We start from the raw sequence: 18,399 nt of genomic DNA, 5'->3' as shown, positions 1-18,399 counted from the left end.
TTTTGCCCGCTCCCGACCCAGTTGTGATCGATAGCGCTGAGCCCTGAGTGGTTTCGGCGGGAGCAACTCGTATCAGATGAGCGAAATCACGGTCATAACCCAGCGAGACGAATTCGTTGAGACTGCGGCGTCGGAACCGACGGGGGTACGAATCCCCGTCGAGGTTCGAACCGTCGTTCGGGACCCCTTCGAGGCGTATCGACGTGTCCGAACGGAAGACGAGGGCGGCGTGTATCTCGAAACGACAGGCGGGCAGTCCGGATGGGGATACTTCGCCGTCGACCCGGTCGAACACGTGTCCGTTCCGAACTCGGCAGTAGATCAGAACGCGTCTACGAGAGATACGTCGACAGGAGGATCCGAAACCGCCACACCGACGCTCGAGGCCATCGACTCGCTGCTCGACCGCGAGCGGCTCGTCCGTGGGAACTGCGACGTTCCGTACCCCTGCGGCGCGTTCGGGTGGCTCTCTTACGACGTCGCACGCGAACTCGAATCCCTGCCCGATACGACGGCGAACGACGGCCTGCCCCAGCTACAACTCGGCGTGTTTGACGCCGTGGTGGCGTGGGAAGAACCGAGAACGAACTGCGACGACCGCGCGACGAGAGGCGACGATCGTACTCCGGAAAACGACGATCGTACTCCGGAAAACGACGATCGTACTCCGGAAAACGACGATCGTGTCGGCACGCTCGACTCCGTGCAGCCGGACGGCGGGGTCGAACTCCGAATTACGGTCTGCCCAGTCGTGGACGAATCTCCCGAAGCGACCTACCGAACGGCCCTCGATCGGGCAACGTCGCTGGCGGAGTCCGCCGTCTCAGATCCGATCTCGACGCCGCCCCCGCCGATCGACGCCGACCGTGCGACGTTCGAGAGCGAGTGCGGAGAAGACGAGTTCGCCGAGCGCGTCCGAACGATCAAGCAGTACATCCGAGACGGCGACACTTTCCAGACGAACGTCTCTCACCGACTCGTCGCCCCGGCGGCCGTCCACCCGGTCCGGGCGTTCGACGCCGTTCGACGCGTCAACCCCGCACCGTACTCCGGGCTCTTGGAATTCCCCGGTATCGACCTGGTGAGTGCGAGTCCCGAACTGCTCTTGGAGGTCGAAGGCGACCGCCTGCTCACCGAACCCATCGCGGGAACGCGCCCGCGCGGTGACACGCCCGAGGCGGATGCTGAACTCGAGGCGGACCTGCTCGCCGACGAGAAGGAACGGGCCGAACACGCGATGCTCGTCGACTTGGAACGCAACGACCTGGGAAAGGTCAGCGAGTACGGGACAGTCGACGTCTCCGAGTACCGACGCGTCGACCGCTACTCGGAGGTGATGCACCTGGTGTCGCTCGTCGAGGGGACCCGGCGCGAGGGCACGACAGTCGCCGACGCCGTCGCCGCCGTGTTCCCGGGCGGGACGATCACCGGCGCGCCGAAGCCGCGGACGATGGAGATAATCGACGAGGTCGAGCGGACGCGGCGGGGCCCCTACACGGGGAGCATCGGCATTTTCGGGTTCGACGACCGGGCGACGCTCAACATCGTCATTCGGACGCTGGTCCGTCGCGGCGAGGAGTATCGACTCCGCGTCGGTGCCGGTATCGTCCACGACTCGATTCCCGCCGAGGAGTACCAGGAGACGCTCGACAAGGCGCGGGCCCTTATCAACGCGGTCGACGAGGCCCTCGGCGAACGAGCATCGTTCGCGGTCGAACACACCGAGGGCGTCGACGTCGAGAACGAGCGGGACGAACCACGAACCGTCGAAGATGAACGGCGGAGCGTCGAAGATGAACCGCGAGCCGTCGAAGCGGAGGACCAGCGTTGATCCTCATCGTCGACAACTACGACTCCTTCGCGTACAACCTCGTCCAGTACGTCGGGGAGTTCGACGACGTCGTCGTTCGGCGGAACGACGCCATCGACGTCGGCGGCGTTCGCGACCTCGACCCCGACGGAATCGTGGTCTCTCCCGGACCGGGAACGCCACAGGAGGCGGGTATCTCTATGGACGTCTTCGCCGAGACTGATCTCCCCGCCCTCGGTGTCTGTCTCGGGCACCAGGCGCTCTGTGCCGCCCACGGCGCGCCGGTCGGTCACGCCCCGGAAGTCGTCCACGGTAAGCCCTCCCTCGTCCGTCACGACGGAAGCGGACTGTACGACGGCGTCGAGGACACCTTCGAGGTCGGCCGGTACCACTCGCTGGCCGTCGAACCCGGCCACGTTCCGGACGTGCTCATCGAGACGGCTGTGACCGACGACGAACAGGGCGTCGTGATGGGTGTCGAACACGTCGACAAGCCTCACTACGGGGTCCAGTTCCACCCCGAGAGCATCCTCACCGACGCCGGGAAACGGATCGTCGAGAACTTCTGCCGGTCGATCGCCGGTCCCGGAGTGCCCGCGGCGGACGCGTGAGTTTGCGACCCCTCACTGTCCGGAATTCCGCTACTTCTCGCGGTCCGGCGGTTCGATGTCGTGGTGGGTCTGAATGTCGGGCAGTCGATCCAGTACGAGACGAACGAGCGACGTGTGCCCCTGCCCGCGTTCCTCGCGGTAGAGCGCGAGTGAGAGCCCGATCATCGCGACGACGGCTAACACGGCGAACGGCGCACCGGTGAGTACCGCGAGTGCCTGTAGAGTCTCGCCACCGCCGACGAGGATCACCGCGAGTGCGACGCTCGCCTGCACGCCTCCCCAGAGCGCTATCGTCCCGCGAGAGGGAGCGATACCGCGCCGAGACGCGAGGAGCGCCGCGATCAGTGTGGACGTATCAGCAGAGGTGACGATAAAGACGACGATGAGCGCCAAAAAGAGGAACAACAGGAGATCACCTAACGGTAGCGCCGAGAGGATGGGATACCCGGCGACGGCCTCGCTGCCGCCGCGTGCCTCGATCGCGGCCAGGACGTCCGTGGTTCCGGAACGCTGCATCGAGAGCGACGTGCCGCCGAAAACGAGGAACCACGCGCCCGTCGCGGCCGAGGTGGCCCCGACGCTGGTCAAAACGATCGTCCTGATGCGCCGCCCGCGCGAGAGCGCGGCGAGAAAGAGGCCGGCGAACGGCGCCCACGAGAACCACCACGCCCAGTTCCAGACGGTCCACTCGGTCACCCACGACCCCGACGAGAAGAGGCTCATCGGGACGAAGTGGAGCAGGTACGCTCCGACGGCCTCGGTCCCCCGATCCACGACGAACCCCCGCGGACCGACGGCGAAGAGGAGAACGCCGAACAGTCCGAACAGGACGACGTTGAGTCCCGCGATCCGACGGATCCCGCGATGTAATCCCGACACCGCCGAGAGGACGAACACGGCCGCCAGTCCGCCCACGAAGAGAACGGGTCCGACGCCGCCGGGCGGCACACCCCACTGAAACTCCACGCCCGTCAGGAACTGCTGTGAGACGAGCGCTATCGACGTCGCGATGCCGCCGATGGTCGCGAAGACCGCCAGCGTGTCGACGAGTCGGCTCCACGGCGAGTCCAGGCTGTCGGCACCCAGGAACGGAGTCAAAATCGACGAAACGCGGAGTGGCGCTCCTCGCTCGAAGACGAAGTACGCGATGGGAATCCCGAGAACCGCGTAGGCGCTCCACGCCGAGAGCCCCCAGTGAAAGAGCGCATACACGAGCGCTGCGCCGACCGCCGCGTCAGATTGCGCCGGGACATCGAAGTACGGCGGCGGTTGCCGGTAGTGAAAGAGGGCCTCTGCAGGCCCCCAGAACACGATGCCGGCGGCGATGCCCGCGGTGAACACGAGCGAGAAGTACGTCGGGTAGGTGTAGGTGGGTTCGACGTCGTCGCCGCCGAGTTTGACGTCGCCCCAGGAACTCAAAAGCAGCACTGCACAGTAGGCCACGGCCAGTAACACCGCACCGAGCAAGACAGGGCCCATCCCCCGCAGCACGCTGTCACTGAGGCCGTTGACCAACTCCACCGTGGTCTCGGGAAAGAGGATTTGCAGGACGAAGTAGAGCGCGAAGACGAGTACCGGCACCCCAAGTGTGATCGGATTCTGGAGCGAGACGAGGTTCGACAGGAGCGACCGCAGAGAGCCGCGGCGGACGCGGAGTAGTGATGCCGCGTACGTCTCGTTGGCTTCGACGCCCTCGTACGGAAGCGCCGCGAGATAGCCCAGCCCGGAGCCGAAAAACAGCAATGAGAGGCCGAGCCAGGCCCGTCCGCCGAGTGCATCGCCCACGAACGACGGGAAAAAGAACCCGACGAGGACGATGGTTCCGGACCCCACGAACGCGACGAGGAGCGCGTCCGAGAGCATCCTCGCCGGTTCGGATTCGGCACTCCCACTCATAGGTATTCGTTAGCACGGGCCGATATTATTCTGTTGACTGTGCGGCCGCTGCTTTTTGCCGACTGTTTCGCCGCTGCTTGTTGGTGACCGTTCGGTCGCTGATCACGACTCCGCTTGCTCACTTCGATCGGATCGGGAACGCTCGGAATCGGTCTCATCGCCACTGAGAAGCGACTCTCCGAGCAGTCGCCCACCGATCGCGCGCAGATCGATGATCTCGTCTGCGCCGACCGCATCCAGTTTCCTGACGTGGGTTTCCTCGTTGGCAACGGCGACGATCCGCACGTCGGGGTTCACGTTCCGGGCGGCGAGCACCGCGAGAACGTTCTCCGCGTCGTCGTCGCCGGCGACCGCGACGCCGCTCGCGACGTCCACCCGCGCGTCTCGCAGCGCTGACTCGTCTGTGGGGTCATCGGTCAGTACCTCGATCCCCCCACCGGCCAAACGCGAGGCGGCGTCGGCGTTCTCCGTCACCACTACGAGGTCCGTTTCCTCGTCCATCAGGTCGAGGAACGATTCGGTCACGTCGCCGTACCCGAGGACCACCACGTGATCCTCGAGGAGTGAGAGTTCTGATACTGTCATGGTTCCGAACGCCGCCGCCATCCGCGATTCGATCGCCGGGCCGATCAGCGCGCCCACCGCGACGGTGAACGCGCCGGTTCCCAGGAGGATCACCGAGAGCGAGAACAGTTTCGCCTCGGTCGTGACCGGAGTGATGTCGCCGTAGCCGACCGTCGCGATGGTGACGATCACGTAGTAGAACGCGTCGCCCCACCCGTCGAGTTCCAGGAACTGATCTCGGAGTCCGTAGGCCCCCACCGTTCCGTACAGGCCGACCCCGAGAATCGACGTCAGCGCCGCGATCTGCAGCGAGGACAGATCGAGCGACTGACTGAACACGTCCCGGTTCGTCGCGAGCAGCGGCACCGCGGCGAAGACGAGCAGAAGCAGCGGTATCTCGGTCGTCCGACCCGTGGTTAGCGGGAGGAGTGTCAGACCAGGCAGTAACGCCATCGCGGCCACCCAGGCGACTCGCTTTCGTCGCTGCAACCCGACCGTGACGAGTCCGAGAGGGAAGGCGAACAACACACCCGCAAATCGCACGAACGTCCGCGAAAGCGGGAGGACGGCGGCGAGCGGCCCCTCCACTACAGGCTGCGGTTGGCTCAGGTTCGAGAGCCCGGTCACGAACGCGAGGACGGTGATCGCGGCCATCACCGCGACGGTCGACTTCGCGCCGGAGAACTCCCGCCACTCTACCAACGGGACCCGGTCCGTCGGATAGAAGACCTCCTCGAACGGGCGCCTCTCCGACTCTCCCTGTGAGTCAACCACTACCGATGATAGTCGGAGCCGAAATAAAACTGTACTGTTAGACAGCTGATCTGTTGGGGAACGTCGGCAGTCTCAACACCCCGGTGATTCTACGGCCGTGTATGCTCTGGATTCGTCTCACGGCGGAGCCGTGGCGAACGCAGAACCGTTCTGGACGCCTTCGGTCACCCGGAATCGACCGGCTGCGACCCGGCCCACCGGACGGAGATCGACCGTCGAAGCGCGACTGTCCCCGAGAGCCGCGGCCGACATCGAGAGGTGACGAATGAATCCGGCAATCCTCTTCGGTCTCGGAACGATGCTCGCGTGGGGGTTCTGGATCACGTTCGGAAACGTCGCCTCCAACAGCATCGATCCGGAAACGGCGGCGTTCGTCTCTTACCTGACCGCGACGGTCGTGACCGGCCTCTACGTCATCGTCTCCGATGCGTCCCTCGCGGTGACGAACCGCGGACTACTCTACTCGGCCGTCGCCGGCGTCGCGGCCGCCATCGGCGTGATCTCGACGTTCGTCGGCGTCACTGTCGGTTCTACGGCCGTCGTCTCGACGATCGGCGGGATGTACTTCGTGACGGCCGCCGTGATCAGCGTCGCCGCGCTCGGCGAACCGCTCTCGCTCCAGAAGGTCGCGGGGATCGGCCTGGCGCTCGTCGCCATCGTCGTCATCAACCAGTGACCGGCGAGACACACAACTATTCGATACACCGACACGTTGAGCCCGCGATATCAGAGCTACTGACTTTTAAGATGCCGTCGGAAGTATCCCCTATCGTATGAAGCGAACCATCAGCACCGACGATGCACCTGCGGCGGTCGGCGCGTACAGCCAGGCGACGACGAACGGCAGCCTCCTGATCACGGCCGGACAGCTCCCGCTGACGACCGACGGCGAACTCCTCGACGACGAGTCCGTCGCCGACCAGACGCGACAGTGTCTCCGGAACGTCGAGGCGATCCTCGAATCCGAGGGCCTCTCGCTGTCCGACGTCCTGAAGACGACGGTCTTCCTCGACGACATCGACGACTTCGACGAGTTCAACGAGGCCTACAGCGAGTTCTTCGATGCGGAGCCACCGGCACGCAGCGCCGTTGGCGCCGGGGCTATCCCGAAGGGTGCGGCCGTCGAGATCGAGGCGATCGCGACGACTGAGTAACGCGGTCCGAGATCGATAGCCGAAGAAACCGGGCGGATTCCCATTCCGTCCGAGACGGCCGGTATGAGAGCGGAACAAACCCTTAATGATTCTCGGGGCGCTACCCTGTACCGTATGACTGACGGGGCCCCCACGGACTTGCTTCACGTCGATCTGAGCGCCGGCTCCGTCGAACGCGAGCGACTGCCGGACCGGTGGCTCTCAGAGTACGTCGGGGGCAAAGGTCTGGGGGCACGGTACCTGTACGACCGCCTTGAACCGGGAACTGATCCGCTCGGTCCGGACAACTACCTCCTGTTCACGCTCGGCCCACTCAGCGGTTTGCTCCCGGGCGAGCCCCAGTTCGCGGCGATCACCCGGTCGCCGCTGACGGGCGCGTTTCTCGATTCCTACAGCGGCGGCGAGTTCGCCGCCGCCCTCGTCGGCGCACTCGACGGCGCGCTCGGCGTGGCGATCACGGGTCGGGCCGAGGAACCGACGGTACTGGAACTCGACGACGGGACGGCGACGCTCTCGTCCGCGAGGGACCTCTGGGGTCGGGACGTCGTCGAGACCTGCGACGCGTTGGCAGATCCTGTCGCGTGCGTCGGGCCGGCGGGCGAGAACCGAGTGCGCTACGCGACAATCGCGTCCGACGGCGGCGACCACCACGCCGGCCGCGGCGGCGCGGGCGCGGTGATGGGGTCGAAACGGCTGAAGGCGGTCGTCGCCCGCGGACCGCGACCCGACCCGTCTCCGGCGGTCGCGGCGCTCCGGGACGAGTACGAACGTCGGTACCGCGAACACGACGTCGGCCGCTGGCACGCCGCGAGCGCGACGCTCGAAACCGTCGACTTCGCCGACGAGGTGGGCGTCCTCTCGACCCGTGGCTGGCAGGAGGGCTCCTTCGACGGCGCGGCGGACATCGGCATCGACGCCGCCCGCGACGCCGCGGTCGAGCGAGAGACCGACGGAAACTCCGAGATCCCCGGCGGGTTCCGCGTCCGGACGGAGACCGGCGAGTCGGTGCCGCGCGGAGCCACGCAGATGTCCCTCGGTGCGGGCCTCGGAATCGACGACTTCGACGCGGTCGCCGCCCTCGGTCAGGTCTGTGACCGGCTCGGCATCGACGTCATCAGCGCCGGAAACGCCGTCGCCTGGACCGTGAGGGCCGTCGAGGCCGGCATCGTGGACGCACCGGACTCCCTCGGTTCGGACCCCGACTTCGGGGACGAGTCGGCTGCCCGAGAGCTCATCGCGTCGATCGCTCGCCGGGAAGACGGCGTCGCGGCCGCCCTCGCCGACGGCGTCGAGGCCGCCGCCGACCGACTCGGTGGCGCGGAGCTCGTGCCGACGATCAAGTCGATGGAACTCCCGGCGTACGACCCCCGGGGGTCGCCGGCGATGGCACTCGCGTACGCGACGAGCGACCGCGGCGCGTGCCACAGGCGCTCGCTCCCGGCCGAGACGGAGGTGTTCGAAGGGGATTCCTGGGACGACACCGATCGGGTTCGACTCGTGATGCGCGAACAGACGATCACCTCGGTCCTCTGGAGCCTGATCGCCGACGACTTCGCGGGTGCGGTGCTGGAGGACGACCTCGGCGCGGAGTGGCTGTCGACGGCCGACGCCACGGCACCGACGGACGCTGCCGAACTGCTCCGCGTCGGCGAGCGGACCTGGACGCTGACCCGCCTGTTCAACGTCCGCGAGGGGTTCGACGCGTCGGACGAGACGCTCCCGTCCGTGTTCGAACGGCCGCTCGCCGGCGGACCGTCGTCGGGCGACGCCATCGACACCGACTGGTTCGACGGTCTGCGCCGCCGGTACTACGCCGCACGCGGGTGGAACGAGGCGGGGATTCCGACCCGCGACCTCCTCGATCGGTTGAACCTCCTCGACGTCGTCGACGACGACACGCCCGTCGCTCGCGAGTCTGCCGTGCGCTGTAGCGACTGAAAAATAGCATACACCGAGCGTTCAGTCCGACCGTCCGGTCGATCTCTCCCGAACCGGCTCCGACGGTCGAACGTCTCTTTCGAACGACGGCTCCGGCGAGCGATCAGTCGTCGGCCGGCGCGTCGCCCGCGTCGGACGGCTCGACGCCGACCTCTATCTCAGCGGCTGACGCCTTGTACTCGGGGATCTTCGCCCGCTCGTCGAGCACGTCGTTCGTGAGCAGGTTCGCGGAGGCGGCCGCGAAGTGCGGCGTCGTCCAGACGACGCCCTCCTTGATGTCGTCGGTGACGTGGGCCTCGACCTCGATCTCGCCGCGTCGGGACTTCAGGGTGATCTTCTCGCCGTCCTCGATGCCGTAGCGCTCGGCGTCGTTCGGGTGGACGTCGACGAAGTTCTCGGGGTACTGCTTGTTGAGCCGCGGCGAGCGCCGGCTCATCGTCCCGGTGTTGTAGTGCTCTTCGAGGCGCGCGGTCGTGAGGATGAGCGGGTACTCCTCGTCGGGCACCTCCTTCGGCGGCTGGTGGGTGACGCCCTCGATCTGACCGAGGCCGCTCTCGGTCTCGAAGCCGTCCTCGTAGAGGTACTGATCGCCCTCGTCGCCCTCCTCGTAGCAGGGCCAGTGGATGCCCTCCTCGCCGAGCGCGTCGTAGGTCATCCCGTGGTAGCTGGGGCAGACCTGACGGAGCTCCTCGAACGCTTCCTCGGGCGTGTCGAAGTCGAAGCCCTCGCCGAAGAGCCGCGTGCCGACCTCACAGAGGATGTCGAGGTCGTGCTCGGTGTTCTCGTGGACCTTCTGGACGCCGCGCATCCGCTGGACGCGCCGGTCGGTGTTGGTGACGGTGCCGCCGCGCTCGGCCCACGTCGTCGCCGGCAGCACGACGTCGGCGTACTCGGCCGTCTCGGTCATGAAGATGTCCTGCACCACCAGGAAGCCGAGCTCGTCGAGGAGATCGGAGACGTGGTTGGCGTTGGGTTCGGACATGACGGGGTTCTCGCCCATCACGTACATCCCCTGGATCTGCTCGCCGATGCTGTGGGTGATCTCGACGTTCGTCAGGCCGGGCTCGTCCGGGATCTCGAACCCCCAGACGTCCTCGACGCTCTCTCTCGCCTCGTCGTCGTCGACGAGCTGGTAGCCGGGCAGGACGTTCGGCATCGCGCCGACGTCGCTCGTCCCCTGGACGTTGTTCTGTCCGCGGAGCGGGTTCACGCCCGTCCCCGGCCGGCCGAGGTTGCCGGTGATGAGCGCGAGGTTGATCTCGTTCTGGACGTTGTCGACGCCGCAGGTGTGCTGGCTCATCCCCATCCCGGTGAAGATGGCGGCGTTGTCGGCCGTGGCGTACTTCTCGGCGGCGAGTTCGATGTCTTCGAGCGGGACGCCGGCCTCCTCGGCGGCGGCCTCCTTGTCGAAGTCTTCGAGGGTCTCTCGGAGGTCCTCGATGCCCTCGGTGCGCTCTTCGACGAACTCCTCGTCGACCCAGTCGTTCTCCAACACCGTCTTCAGGACGATGTTGAGAAGCGGGATGTCCGCGCCGGGTTCGACCTGGAGGTGCTGGTGACGCTCGGTCTCCTCGATGTCGAAGGAGGTCGTCGTCTTGTTGGCGTGGGGATCGACCTGGATGACCGTCGCGCCGTCGAGGACGGCCTGTCGGAAGTAGTTGCTGTTGGCGATCGGGTGCTGTTCGGCGGGGTTCGCCCCCTGGATCCACAGCACGTCGGCCTCCGCCTCGAGGTCCTCCATACTGTTCGTCATCGCGCCCGCGCCGAGGCTCGTGCGCAGCGCCCACACCGTCGACGCGTGGCACATCCGCGTGCAGTTGTCGACGTTGTTGGTGCCGTAGCGCCGCGCGAGCTTCTGGAGGAGGTAGTTCTCCTCGTTCATCGTCTTCGAGGAGCCGAAGAACCCCATCGCGTCGGGGCCGAACTCCTCGCGGATCTCCTCCATCTCGGAGACGATCCGCTCGTAGGCCTCCTCCCAGGAGGCCTCGCGGAACTCGCCGTCCTCCTTGATCAGCGGGTCGGTGAGACGGTCCTCGTGGTCGACGACCTGTGTCGCCGCGCCGCCTTTGATGCAGACGCGCCCGTCGTTGACCGGCGCGTCGCCCCACGGCATGAACCGCATATCCCCGGGGTCCTCGCCGGGCTGTACCTGGATCCCGCAGCCGACGCCGCAGTACGGGCAGATCGTCTTCACCGGGTCCTGTTCGTCACTCGACATAACGTGCTCCCTCCGCGTGATTATTCATCTCGTTTGTAATCCTGCCCGGCCACGAGTATGAATCTTTCTCACACACTCACGCCGAGATACCCGGACGAAAGCCCAGAATAGCCGTTTTGTCCGGATACAGAGGTCGAATGGGGCACCGGCGAAGAGAGCGAGAGCGATCGGACGCGACACGCCCCCGACGACACAACGTATCAGATCACGTCGATGATCTGCGGAGCCCCGGTGAGCGTTTGCGGTCATCGGGCTGATCGCGCGACGGGCGTATTTGCCACCGACCACCCGTCGTTCGATCGGTGCGAGCGTTGGAGACGGGCGTCTCGTCAGTACGTGACGCGCTTCAGCGAGTCGATGCCGCCGATCCACTGGTGGTCGTCGCCGTCGCTGATGTCGTTTTCTTCCCAGGCGACGGGTTCCCAGTGGGGATCGAGCGTGAGGTAACTCCCCGTGTTGAACTCGATCCGGTGTCCGCTCGCGGGATCGCGGGCGTACATGAACTCGCCGCGGGAGATGCCGTGCTGACCGATGCCGTCGACCGGGACGCGGTTCTCGTTCATCACGTTGTGGGCCTCGAACAGGTCGTTCGCCGAATCGACCTCGTAGGCGACGTGGTGGACCGCGGCGTCGTCGTCTTCGTTCTCCGACTGGACAATCGCGAGATCGATCTTGACGCCGCAGGCACTCAGGAACGTCCCCCAGCGCGACCCGTCCGCCAGATCGTAGTACTCCTGGACCTGATAGCCCAGTTCGTCCTGTATCCACTCGGCACATTGGAGGGCGTCCCCGTCCCAGATCTGGAGGTGATCGATCCGGTTCGGCGCGACCGGGCCGTTGTCTGTCGGATCGTACTGGCGGTTCTTCAGCCGCGAGCGCCGTTCCGCGGGGGCGTCGGGCTTCGCCATCTCGCCGTAGAGCTCGAATCGGTGACCGTTCGGCACCTCGAAGCGGATCGCCCCGCCCTGGCCCGCCTCCGCGCCCGCTTCGACCCAGGTGACGTCCATTCCCCGGTCTTCGAACGTCTCGGCGAACGCGGCCACGTGTTCCGGCTCCTCCGTTTGCCACCCGATGTGGTCGATCCCGGACTCGTCGGCCTCGGTCAGGCTGAGCGAGTGGTGATCCCACTCCTCGACGGCGCGGAGGTACGCCGTCCCCTCGGTTCGTTCGACGACCTCCAGACCCACCGTGTCGCCGAAGAAGGCCAGCGATTCGTCCAGATCCGGCGTCTCCAGTGCGACGTGTCCGAGCCGTGCGATTTCTGGTGACATCGACAGGACGTTCCTCAGTAACGATAGTAAAGCGCCCGTGCGTTCTCAGAATCTGGGATTTCGAGCGAAGACGTTTGAGAGTGATAAGACACGGAAGTGCAGTGCGCGGAATCGGAACGGGCTTCCGACACACGACGGCGACGAACGGACTGCCATCGACTCCACTGGTGTCGGTGCGCCGGCGCGGAGAGCACACAGACCGTCAGAGACTGGAGACGACACAGGTTCGCGTCCGACAGTATGAGGTCCCTGGCGGGGCAACGATCTGTATGGCTCTCACTGCGGACCTCGTCGAGGAGAAACTTCAGAAATACCCGGAGATTCAGCCGCTCGCACACGCCGAAGAAGAGCACCTGGAGATGCTGCCGGATATGCTCGCGAGCGGGGACTACGGCTGGCGCGACCCCGAGTGGATCGTCCAGTGGTACGGCCGCCGGTTCCTGGGTGGGATGCCGAACGCCGAGCGCCGCGCGCTGGAGGACGCCTACGACGACAACGACTACGAGGACGTCCACGCGGCCATCGAAGCGGCGGTCGACGCCGACAGCGCGGCCGAGAAGCTCGCGCACCTTACCGGACTCGCGGGCGTCGACGTGCCGATCGCCTCGGCGTTCTGTCAGTTCCTCCACCCCGAGAACTACGTCGTGATCGACGAACGGCAGTGGTCGACCCTCCGCGAGTACGGTGAACTCGACGCCGCGTATCCGTCGCCGCCGGCGGTCGAGGACTACGAGCGCTATCTCGAAACGTACCGGGCGGTCGCCGAGCGGTGTGGCTGTTCACTCTGGGATCTGTACCGGGCGCTGTGGGTCCTGGCCGAGGACTCATAGGACGACCTAGCGGTTGTCAGTAATTCTCGGTTCTCGCAAAAAATATACCGCTGTCGCCGTCGAAACCGCCGACAGCGAGCCTAGAACAGGCCGCTGATGTTGCCGTCCTCGTCGATGTCCATCCCGGCCGCGGCGGGGGTCGCCGGCAGCCCCGGCATGTCGAGCACGTCGCCCGTCAGCGCGACGATGAAGCCCGCGCCCGCGGACGGGTACAGCTCGCGGACTTCGAGTTCCCAGCCCGACGGCGCGCCCTTCTTCGAGGGGTCGTCGCTGAGCGAGTGGAACGTCTTCGAGAGACAGACCGGGGCGTCGTCGAAGCCGAGATCGTTCAGCCGTTCGATGTCGTCCTCGGCGTCGCCGGTGAAGTTGACACCTTCGGCACCGTAGACCTCGGTCGCGACGGTCTCGATTTTCTCTTTGATCGGCGCGTCGTCCGGGTAGAGGTGGTCGAAGTCGTCCTCGTCGCCCTCGTCGACGGCCTCGACGACGTTCTCGGCGAGGTCGACGCCGCCCTCGCTGCCCTCGGCGAAGACGTTCGACTCGGCGATGCGCACGCCGAGGTCCTCGCGACAGTGGTCGAGGACGGCCTGGACTTCCTCGTCGGTGTCGTCGGGGAAGCGGTTGAGCGCCACGACGACCGGGACGCCGAACTTCTGCAGGTTCCGGACGTGCTTGTCGAGGTTCGCGAAGCCGGCTTCAAGCTCGTCGACGCCGGCCTCCTTGACCTCTTCGAGGTCGGCGGGCCACATCCCCATCCCGTGGTACTTCAGCGCGCGCACCGTGGAGACGAGCACGACCGCGTTCGGCGTCATGTCGCCGAGGCGGCAGACGATGTTCATGAACTTCTCCGCGCCGAGGTCGGAGCCGAAGCCGGCCTCGGTGACGAGGTAATCGCCCATCCCGAACGCCGTCTTGTCGGCGATCAGGGAGTTGGTCCCGTGGGCGATGTTCGCGAAGGGGCCGCCGTGGACGAACGCGGGCGTGCCTTCGATGGTCTGGACCAGGTTCGGCTTGATCGCGTCCTTCAGGAGCATCGCGGCCGGGCCGGTCGCGTCGACGTCGTCGACGGTGATCGGGTCGCCGTCCGTGTCGTAGGCGACGATGATGCTCGCGATGCGCTCTTTGAGATCGCCGAGGTCCTCGGCGAGGCAGAGGACGGCCATCAGCTCGGAGGCCGCCGTCAGGAGGAAGCGACTCTCGCGCGGCGTCCCGCCGGACTTGCCGCCGAGACCGACGACGATGTCGCGGAGTGCGCGCTCGTTCATGTCCATCGCGCGCGGCCACGCGACGTCGTTGATGTCGACGTCGAACTCCTCGTCCTGAGAGATCTTCGCGTCGAGCATCGCCGCGATGAGGTTGTGCGCGGAGGTGAGCGCGTGGAGGTCACCGGTGAAGTGGAGGTTGATGTCCTCCATCGGGAGCACCTGCGAGTAGCCGCCGCCGGCCGCGCCGCCCTTGACGCCGAAGACCGGCCCGAGGGACGGTTCGCGGATCGCGATCATCGCGTCCTCGCCGACGTGGTTCAGCGTCTGACCGAGGCCGACGGTCGTGACCGTCTTGCCCTCGCCCATCGGCGTCGGTGTCATCCCCGTCACGAGTACGAGGTTACCCTCTTTGTTCTCGGCGTTGTCCCGGAGACGGTCGACGCCGTCGTGGGACAGTTTCGCCTTGTAGTCGCCGTACAGTTCGATGTCGTCGTTGTCGATGCCCCACGGCTCGAGCACGTCTTTGATCGGTTCTTTCTCCGCGTCTTTCGCGATCTCGTAGTCTGTGGGGAAACCGCCGTCGTCTTCGGACGTCATACTAACTGGTGTCCCGCGCACCTCACGTAAGGGTATCGGAAAAAAGTTACAGAAATCGGAGAAGACGTGTTTCCCTCGGCGATAGAGAGCGAAAAAACCGACCGGTATGCTCGGACTGAACCGAGGCTCTCACTGTTTAAGCGTGTTCACAAACACTGGTCCGATCCCGTGTACAGGCGGATGAAACCGGATTCTCGTGATCGCCTTGCGCTATCGTCCGGAGGGACGAGAGTCGCCGAATCCGAGACCTCGTCCGATATGCTCGGTATCATCGACTCCACACTGATCGTATCATAATTCGTACTATTACCGTGATCGTCTCCGCTGCGATAAGTTAATCAGGCAACCGACGACGATACGTTGGTATGGAATACCACGTGGCCGCCGACTACCTCACCTCGTTTCAACGGCGCCGGCCGAAACTCGGCATCGAGACGACCGCCCGGATGCTCTCGCACTTCGACGACCCGCAGGACGACGTCGAGTGCGTCCAGATCGCCGGATCGAACGGGAAGGGGAGCACGGCACGGATGCTCGATAGCGTGCTCCGTCGCGCGGGCCTGAGTGTCGGGCTCTTCACCTCGCCCGGACTGAACGACTTCCGCGAGCAGGTACGCGTCGACGGACGGAAGGTCCCGAAATCGCTGATCTCGAAGTACACCGACGAACTCACGCCCTGCATCGACCGCCTTCGGGACGACGACGACGAACCGACCCACTTCGAGGTCCTCACGGCCGTCGCGCTCCGGCACTTCAGCGAGATGGACGTCGACGTGGCGATCCTGGAAGTGGGGATCGGCGGCCGGTACGACGCGACGAGCGCGGTCGATCCGGTGGCCAGCGCCGTCACGAGCGTCAGCCTCGAACACACCGAACTCCTGGGTGAAACCGTCGAGGAGATCGCACGCGACAAAGCGCAGGTCGCGCCGAAGGCCGCCCCGCTCGTGACCGGCGCGGACGGGGCGGCGCTCGCGGCGATCCGAGAGGTGACCGACGTGGTCTCCGTCGGCCCAGAACGCGGCGACGGAGCGGACGCACCCGACGTCGTCGCCGTCGAGACCGGGATGCGTTCGGCAGTCGAGAGCGAGGTGTCGATCGCCGGTCCCGGCTGGTCGCTCGAAACGAACCTGCCGCTCCTCGGCTCGCATCAGGCCTGCAACGCGGGCGTGGCCGCGACCCTGGCGCGTCAGATCGCCGACGTGGACACCGACGCCATCGCCGACGGGCTCCGGTCGGTCGTCTGGCCCGGCCGGTTCGAGATACTGTCGACCGAGCCGATGGTCGTCCTCGACGGTTCGCACAATCCGGGGGCGGCGGCGACGCTCTCGGACCTGCTCGCCCGCTACGACTACGAGGACCTCCACCTCGTGTTCGGCGCGATGGCCGACAAGGCGTACGGAGAGATGGTGGAGTCGCTGCCGGAAGTCGCGACGGCGTACGCGACTCGCCCCGACCTCGATCGCGCCGAGCACCCGGACGCGCTCGCGGAGACGCTCTCCGCGTACGCCGGATCGGTCGAGACGGTCGCGTCGGTCCCGGAGGCGACCGAGCGGGCCATCGAGGCGGCCGATCCCGACGACTTCGTCCTCGTGTCGGGGTCGCTGTACACCGTCGCGGAGGCTCGGGACCGATGGACCCGTCGGCTCGCCCCGACCGCCCGCACGCGTGGGTCACACGTCGCCTCGTCGTTCGTCGGTGCCGACTTCGAGTCCGATACTGACGCGGCGGAGACCGATTCCGCGGCCGATGCGCCGCGAGACGGCCCCGTTTCCGCCGTCGATCGTCGGGTGTTCAGAACGTATCTCAGACCCGAACAGGCCGAGCGGATCGACGAACTTCTCTCGGACGTCGGCGGCGACTGTCGACGGTCGACGGCCGGGAGCCCGGAGAAACTGGTCGCCACGGTGATCGCGGGGACGACCGGTCAGCTGCGGTCGCTCGCGACTGCGCTCTCGAACGAAGGGCTCGGACTCAGGCGCGTCGCGGCCCAACTCGACGGGCAACTGGACCCGATCGATCCCTCTCGCGAATCCGGGCTCGGGCCCCTCGCCGGGGAGGAGACCGCGGTAATGGGCATTCTCAACGTCACTCCCGATAGCTTCCACGACGGCGGCGAGTACGAGGCGCTCGACGCGGCCGTCGAACGCGCGGAGGCGCTGGTCGACTCCGGCGCAGACATCATCGACGTCGGCGGTGAGAGCACCCGTCCCGGCGCGGACCCGGTGCCCGCCGAGGAGGAGATCGACCGCGTCGTCCCGGTGATCGAGGCCCTCTCGGACCTCGACGTCCCGATCTCCGTCGACACGTGGAAGGCGTCGGTCGCCGACGCGGCGCTCGACGCGGGTGCGGACATCGTCAACGACGTCTCCGGTCTCACCGACCCGGAGATGCCGTTCGTCGTCGCCGACCACGACGCGTCGCTCGTCCTGATGCACAGCCTCTCGATCCCGGTCGACCCCGACAGTTCGCCCATCTACGACGACGTCGTCGAGGACGTCATCGACGAACTCGGGGAACAACTCCTCCGGGCCGAACGCGCGGGGATCGACCGCGATCAGATCGTCATCGATCCGGGCTGTGGGTTCGGAAAATCGCCCGCCGAGTCGTACGCACTCATCGACCGCGCCGGGGAGTTCAGAGCGCTCGGCTGCCCCGTGCTCATCGGTCACTCCCGGAAATCGATGTACAAGGCGATCGACTACGCCGACGACGGTCGACTCACGCCCACGATCGCCGGGACCGCGCTCGCGGCGGACCGCGGTGCCGACGTGGTCCGCGTCCACGACGTCCGAGAGAACGCCTCGGCCATCCGCGCTGTCGACGGCCGGATCGATCCCGACTCCTGATCCGCCCGTTTCGTCGAAGGCCGCGTTCGGTCGGTCTCACTCCCGGTCTGTACCGACACACTTTCACCACGGGTCGTGCTACAACGTAGCGTGATTTCGCAGGTCACCGCCGTCGTCGGTGTAGGGATACCCGCCGGGATTCCGGTTCAGATCCCGCTGCAGTCGCTGGATCCGGCGGCCGTCACCGAGGCACCGGCGACAGTCAGGGCGCTAATCGCGTTTCTCGCCAGCACGTTCTTCGGTGGGTTCGTTCTCTACCGCTGGGGGGGCCGCGTCTCCGACGCCGTCGAGGCGTCGGCGTCGAACCTCCCGTTATCAGTGATCTACGGCGTTTTCGCTTACGGGCTACTCTCCTTCGTCGTCGTATACGCCTACACGCAGCTTGCGAGACTCGGTGTCGGACTGGCGGCGCTCACAGTCGTTGTGGGCATCGTTCTCGGCGGGGGTCTCCTCGCCCTCGGCGGACTCGGGTTCGCCGTCGTCGGGAGCTATATCGCTGATATGGCCGCTCTCGGAGACCCGTGGCTGGGTCTAGTCGGTGTCGGGCTGGCAGCCGCCGTGGCCGTGCTTGTCCTCCCGCTCCTCCTCGGCGTGACCGTCTGGTTCGGCATCGCCGCCGTCGGCATCGGCGGTCCGGTCCGACAGTGGGTTCACGCCGACGCGGCTGACCGGCAGGCCGTGCGGG

The 18,399-nt window shown here is 66.3% G+C and carries 13 protein-coding genes; 8 read left to right on the top strand and 5 right to left on the bottom strand.

All coding sequences use genetic code 11. The features are described 5' to 3' along the window. Nucleotides 1-76 precede the first annotated feature (76 nt). A complete protein-coding gene (locus NO876_RS07050) occupies nucleotides 77-1,831 on the top strand; it encodes an anthranilate synthase component I family protein (RefSeq protein ID WP_256420980.1) in 1,755 nt (584 codons plus the stop codon). Continuing rightward, nucleotides 1,828-2,421, top strand: a complete 594-nt coding sequence (locus tag NO876_RS07045) for an anthranilate synthase component II (protein WP_256420979.1) — start codon at nucleotides 1,828-1,830, stop codon at nucleotides 2,419-2,421. Before NO876_RS07050 ends, NO876_RS07045 begins: the two co-directional genes overlap by 4 nt. A 30-nt stretch (nucleotides 2,422-2,451) precedes the next feature. Here NO876_RS07045 and NO876_RS07040 read toward each other — a convergent pair whose 3' ends face one another. Further along, nucleotides 2,452-4,317 carry a BCCT family transporter gene (locus tag NO876_RS07040; RefSeq protein WP_256420978.1) on the bottom strand — a complete coding sequence of 622 codons (1,866 nt, stop codon included), beginning with the start codon at nucleotides 4,315-4,317 and terminating at the stop codon, nucleotides 2,452-2,454. A gap of 102 nt (nucleotides 4,318-4,419) precedes the next feature. Then, complete coding sequence (locus NO876_RS07035) at nucleotides 4,420-5,655, bottom strand: NAD-binding protein (RefSeq protein WP_256420977.1); 1,236 nt, start codon at nucleotides 5,653-5,655, stop codon at nucleotides 4,420-4,422. A 265-nt stretch (nucleotides 5,656-5,920) separates the two neighbouring features. Between NO876_RS07035 and NO876_RS07030 the strand changes: the two genes are divergently transcribed. The 3 genes from NO876_RS07030 (at nucleotide 5,921) to NO876_RS07020 (ending at nucleotide 8,747) form a co-directional block, all read left to right on the top strand. Further along, nucleotides 5,921-6,331, top strand: a complete 411-nt coding sequence (locus NO876_RS07030; RefSeq protein ID WP_256420976.1) for a DMT family transporter — start codon at nucleotides 5,921-5,923, stop codon at nucleotides 6,329-6,331. A 97-nt stretch (nucleotides 6,332-6,428) separates the two neighbouring features. Continuing rightward, entirely contained in the window at nucleotides 6,429-6,809 is a 381-nt protein-coding gene (locus NO876_RS07025; RefSeq protein WP_256420975.1) for a Rid family detoxifying hydrolase, read from the top strand. Nucleotides 6,810-6,923: 114 nt separating this feature from the next. Beyond that, complete coding sequence (locus tag NO876_RS07020) at nucleotides 6,924-8,747, top strand: aldehyde ferredoxin oxidoreductase family protein (RefSeq protein WP_256420974.1); 1,824 nt, start codon at nucleotides 6,924-6,926, stop codon at nucleotides 8,745-8,747. A 103-nt stretch (nucleotides 8,748-8,850) separates the two neighbouring features. On the opposite strand, the gene fdhF is transcribed toward NO876_RS07020, so the two are convergent. Beyond that, nucleotides 8,851-10,965, bottom strand: coding sequence for a formate dehydrogenase subunit alpha (fdhF, locus tag NO876_RS07015; protein WP_256420973.1), 2,115 nt, complete (start codon nucleotides 10,963-10,965; stop codon nucleotides 8,851-8,853). Between the two features lie 329 nt (nucleotides 10,966-11,294). Next, nucleotides 11,295-12,236 carry a VOC family protein gene (locus tag NO876_RS07010; protein ID WP_256420972.1) on the bottom strand — a complete coding sequence of 314 codons (942 nt, stop codon included), beginning with the start codon at nucleotides 12,234-12,236 and terminating at the stop codon, nucleotides 11,295-11,297. A 269-nt stretch (nucleotides 12,237-12,505) separates the two neighbouring features. Here NO876_RS07010 and NO876_RS07005 point away from each other — a divergent pair, with 269 nt between their 5' ends. Further along, nucleotides 12,506-13,066 carry a hypothetical protein gene (locus tag NO876_RS07005; protein WP_256420971.1) on the top strand — a complete coding sequence of 187 codons (561 nt, stop codon included), beginning with the start codon at nucleotides 12,506-12,508 and terminating at the stop codon, nucleotides 13,064-13,066. A gap of 80 nt (nucleotides 13,067-13,146) precedes the next feature. Here NO876_RS07005 and NO876_RS07000 read toward each other — a convergent pair whose 3' ends face one another. After that, nucleotides 13,147-14,868: a formate--tetrahydrofolate ligase gene (locus tag NO876_RS07000; RefSeq protein ID WP_256420970.1), complete on the bottom strand. Its 1,722-nt coding sequence runs from the start codon at nucleotides 14,866-14,868 to the stop codon at nucleotides 13,147-13,149. Nucleotides 14,869-15,233: 365 nt separating this feature from the next. On the opposite strand from NO876_RS07000, the gene folP reads away from it, so the two are divergent. Further along, nucleotides 15,234-17,714 (top strand): dihydropteroate synthase, encoded by a 2,481-nt coding sequence (folP, locus tag NO876_RS06995; protein WP_256420969.1) that lies wholly within the window; start codon nucleotides 15,234-15,236, stop codon nucleotides 17,712-17,714. Nucleotides 17,715-17,804: 90 nt separating this feature from the next. Continuing rightward, nucleotides 17,805-18,399, top strand: a 595-nt coding sequence (locus NO876_RS06990) for a hypothetical protein (protein ID WP_256420968.1), incomplete at its 3' end; no start/stop codon positions are given.

Origin of the sequence: Halobellus rarus (assembly GCF_024494595.1) — an archaeon.
GTDB lineage: Archaea > Halobacteriota > Halobacteria > Halobacteriales > Haloferacaceae > Haloquadratum > Haloquadratum rarum.
The sequence above is the reverse complement of the archived record's forward strand: the minus strand, read 5'-3'. Positions and strand labels throughout refer to the sequence as shown.

Bases quoted from the DNA above. Each gene is read 5' to 3' on its own strand.
- NO876_RS07050 (WP_256420980.1), top strand. From the start codon at position 77: ATGAGCGAAATCACGGTCATAACCCAGCGAGACGAATTCGTTGAGACT.
- NO876_RS07040 (WP_256420978.1), bottom strand. From the start codon at position 4,317: ATGAGTGGGAGTGCCGAATCCGAACCGGCGAGGATGCTCTCGGACGCG.
- NO876_RS07030 (WP_256420976.1), top strand. From the start codon at position 5,921: ATGAATCCGGCAATCCTCTTCGGTCTCGGAACGATGCTCGCGTGGGGG.
- NO876_RS07025 (WP_256420975.1), top strand. From the start codon at position 6,429: ATGAAGCGAACCATCAGCACCGACGATGCACCTGCGGCGGTCGGCGCG.
- NO876_RS07020 (WP_256420974.1), top strand. From the start codon at position 6,924: ATGACTGACGGGGCCCCCACGGACTTGCTTCACGTCGATCTGAGCGCC.
- fdhF (WP_256420973.1), bottom strand. From the start codon at position 10,965: ATGTCGAGTGACGAACAGGACCCGGTGAAGACGATCTGCCCGTACTGC.
- NO876_RS07010 (WP_256420972.1), bottom strand. From the start codon at position 12,236: ATGTCACCAGAAATCGCACGGCTCGGACACGTCGCACTGGAGACGCCG.
- NO876_RS07005 (WP_256420971.1), top strand. From the start codon at position 12,506: ATGGCTCTCACTGCGGACCTCGTCGAGGAGAAACTTCAGAAATACCCG.
- NO876_RS07000 (WP_256420970.1), bottom strand. From the start codon at position 14,868: ATGACGTCCGAAGACGACGGCGGTTTCCCCACAGACTACGAGATCGCG.
- folP (WP_256420969.1), top strand. From the start codon at position 15,234: ATGGAATACCACGTGGCCGCCGACTACCTCACCTCGTTTCAACGGCGC.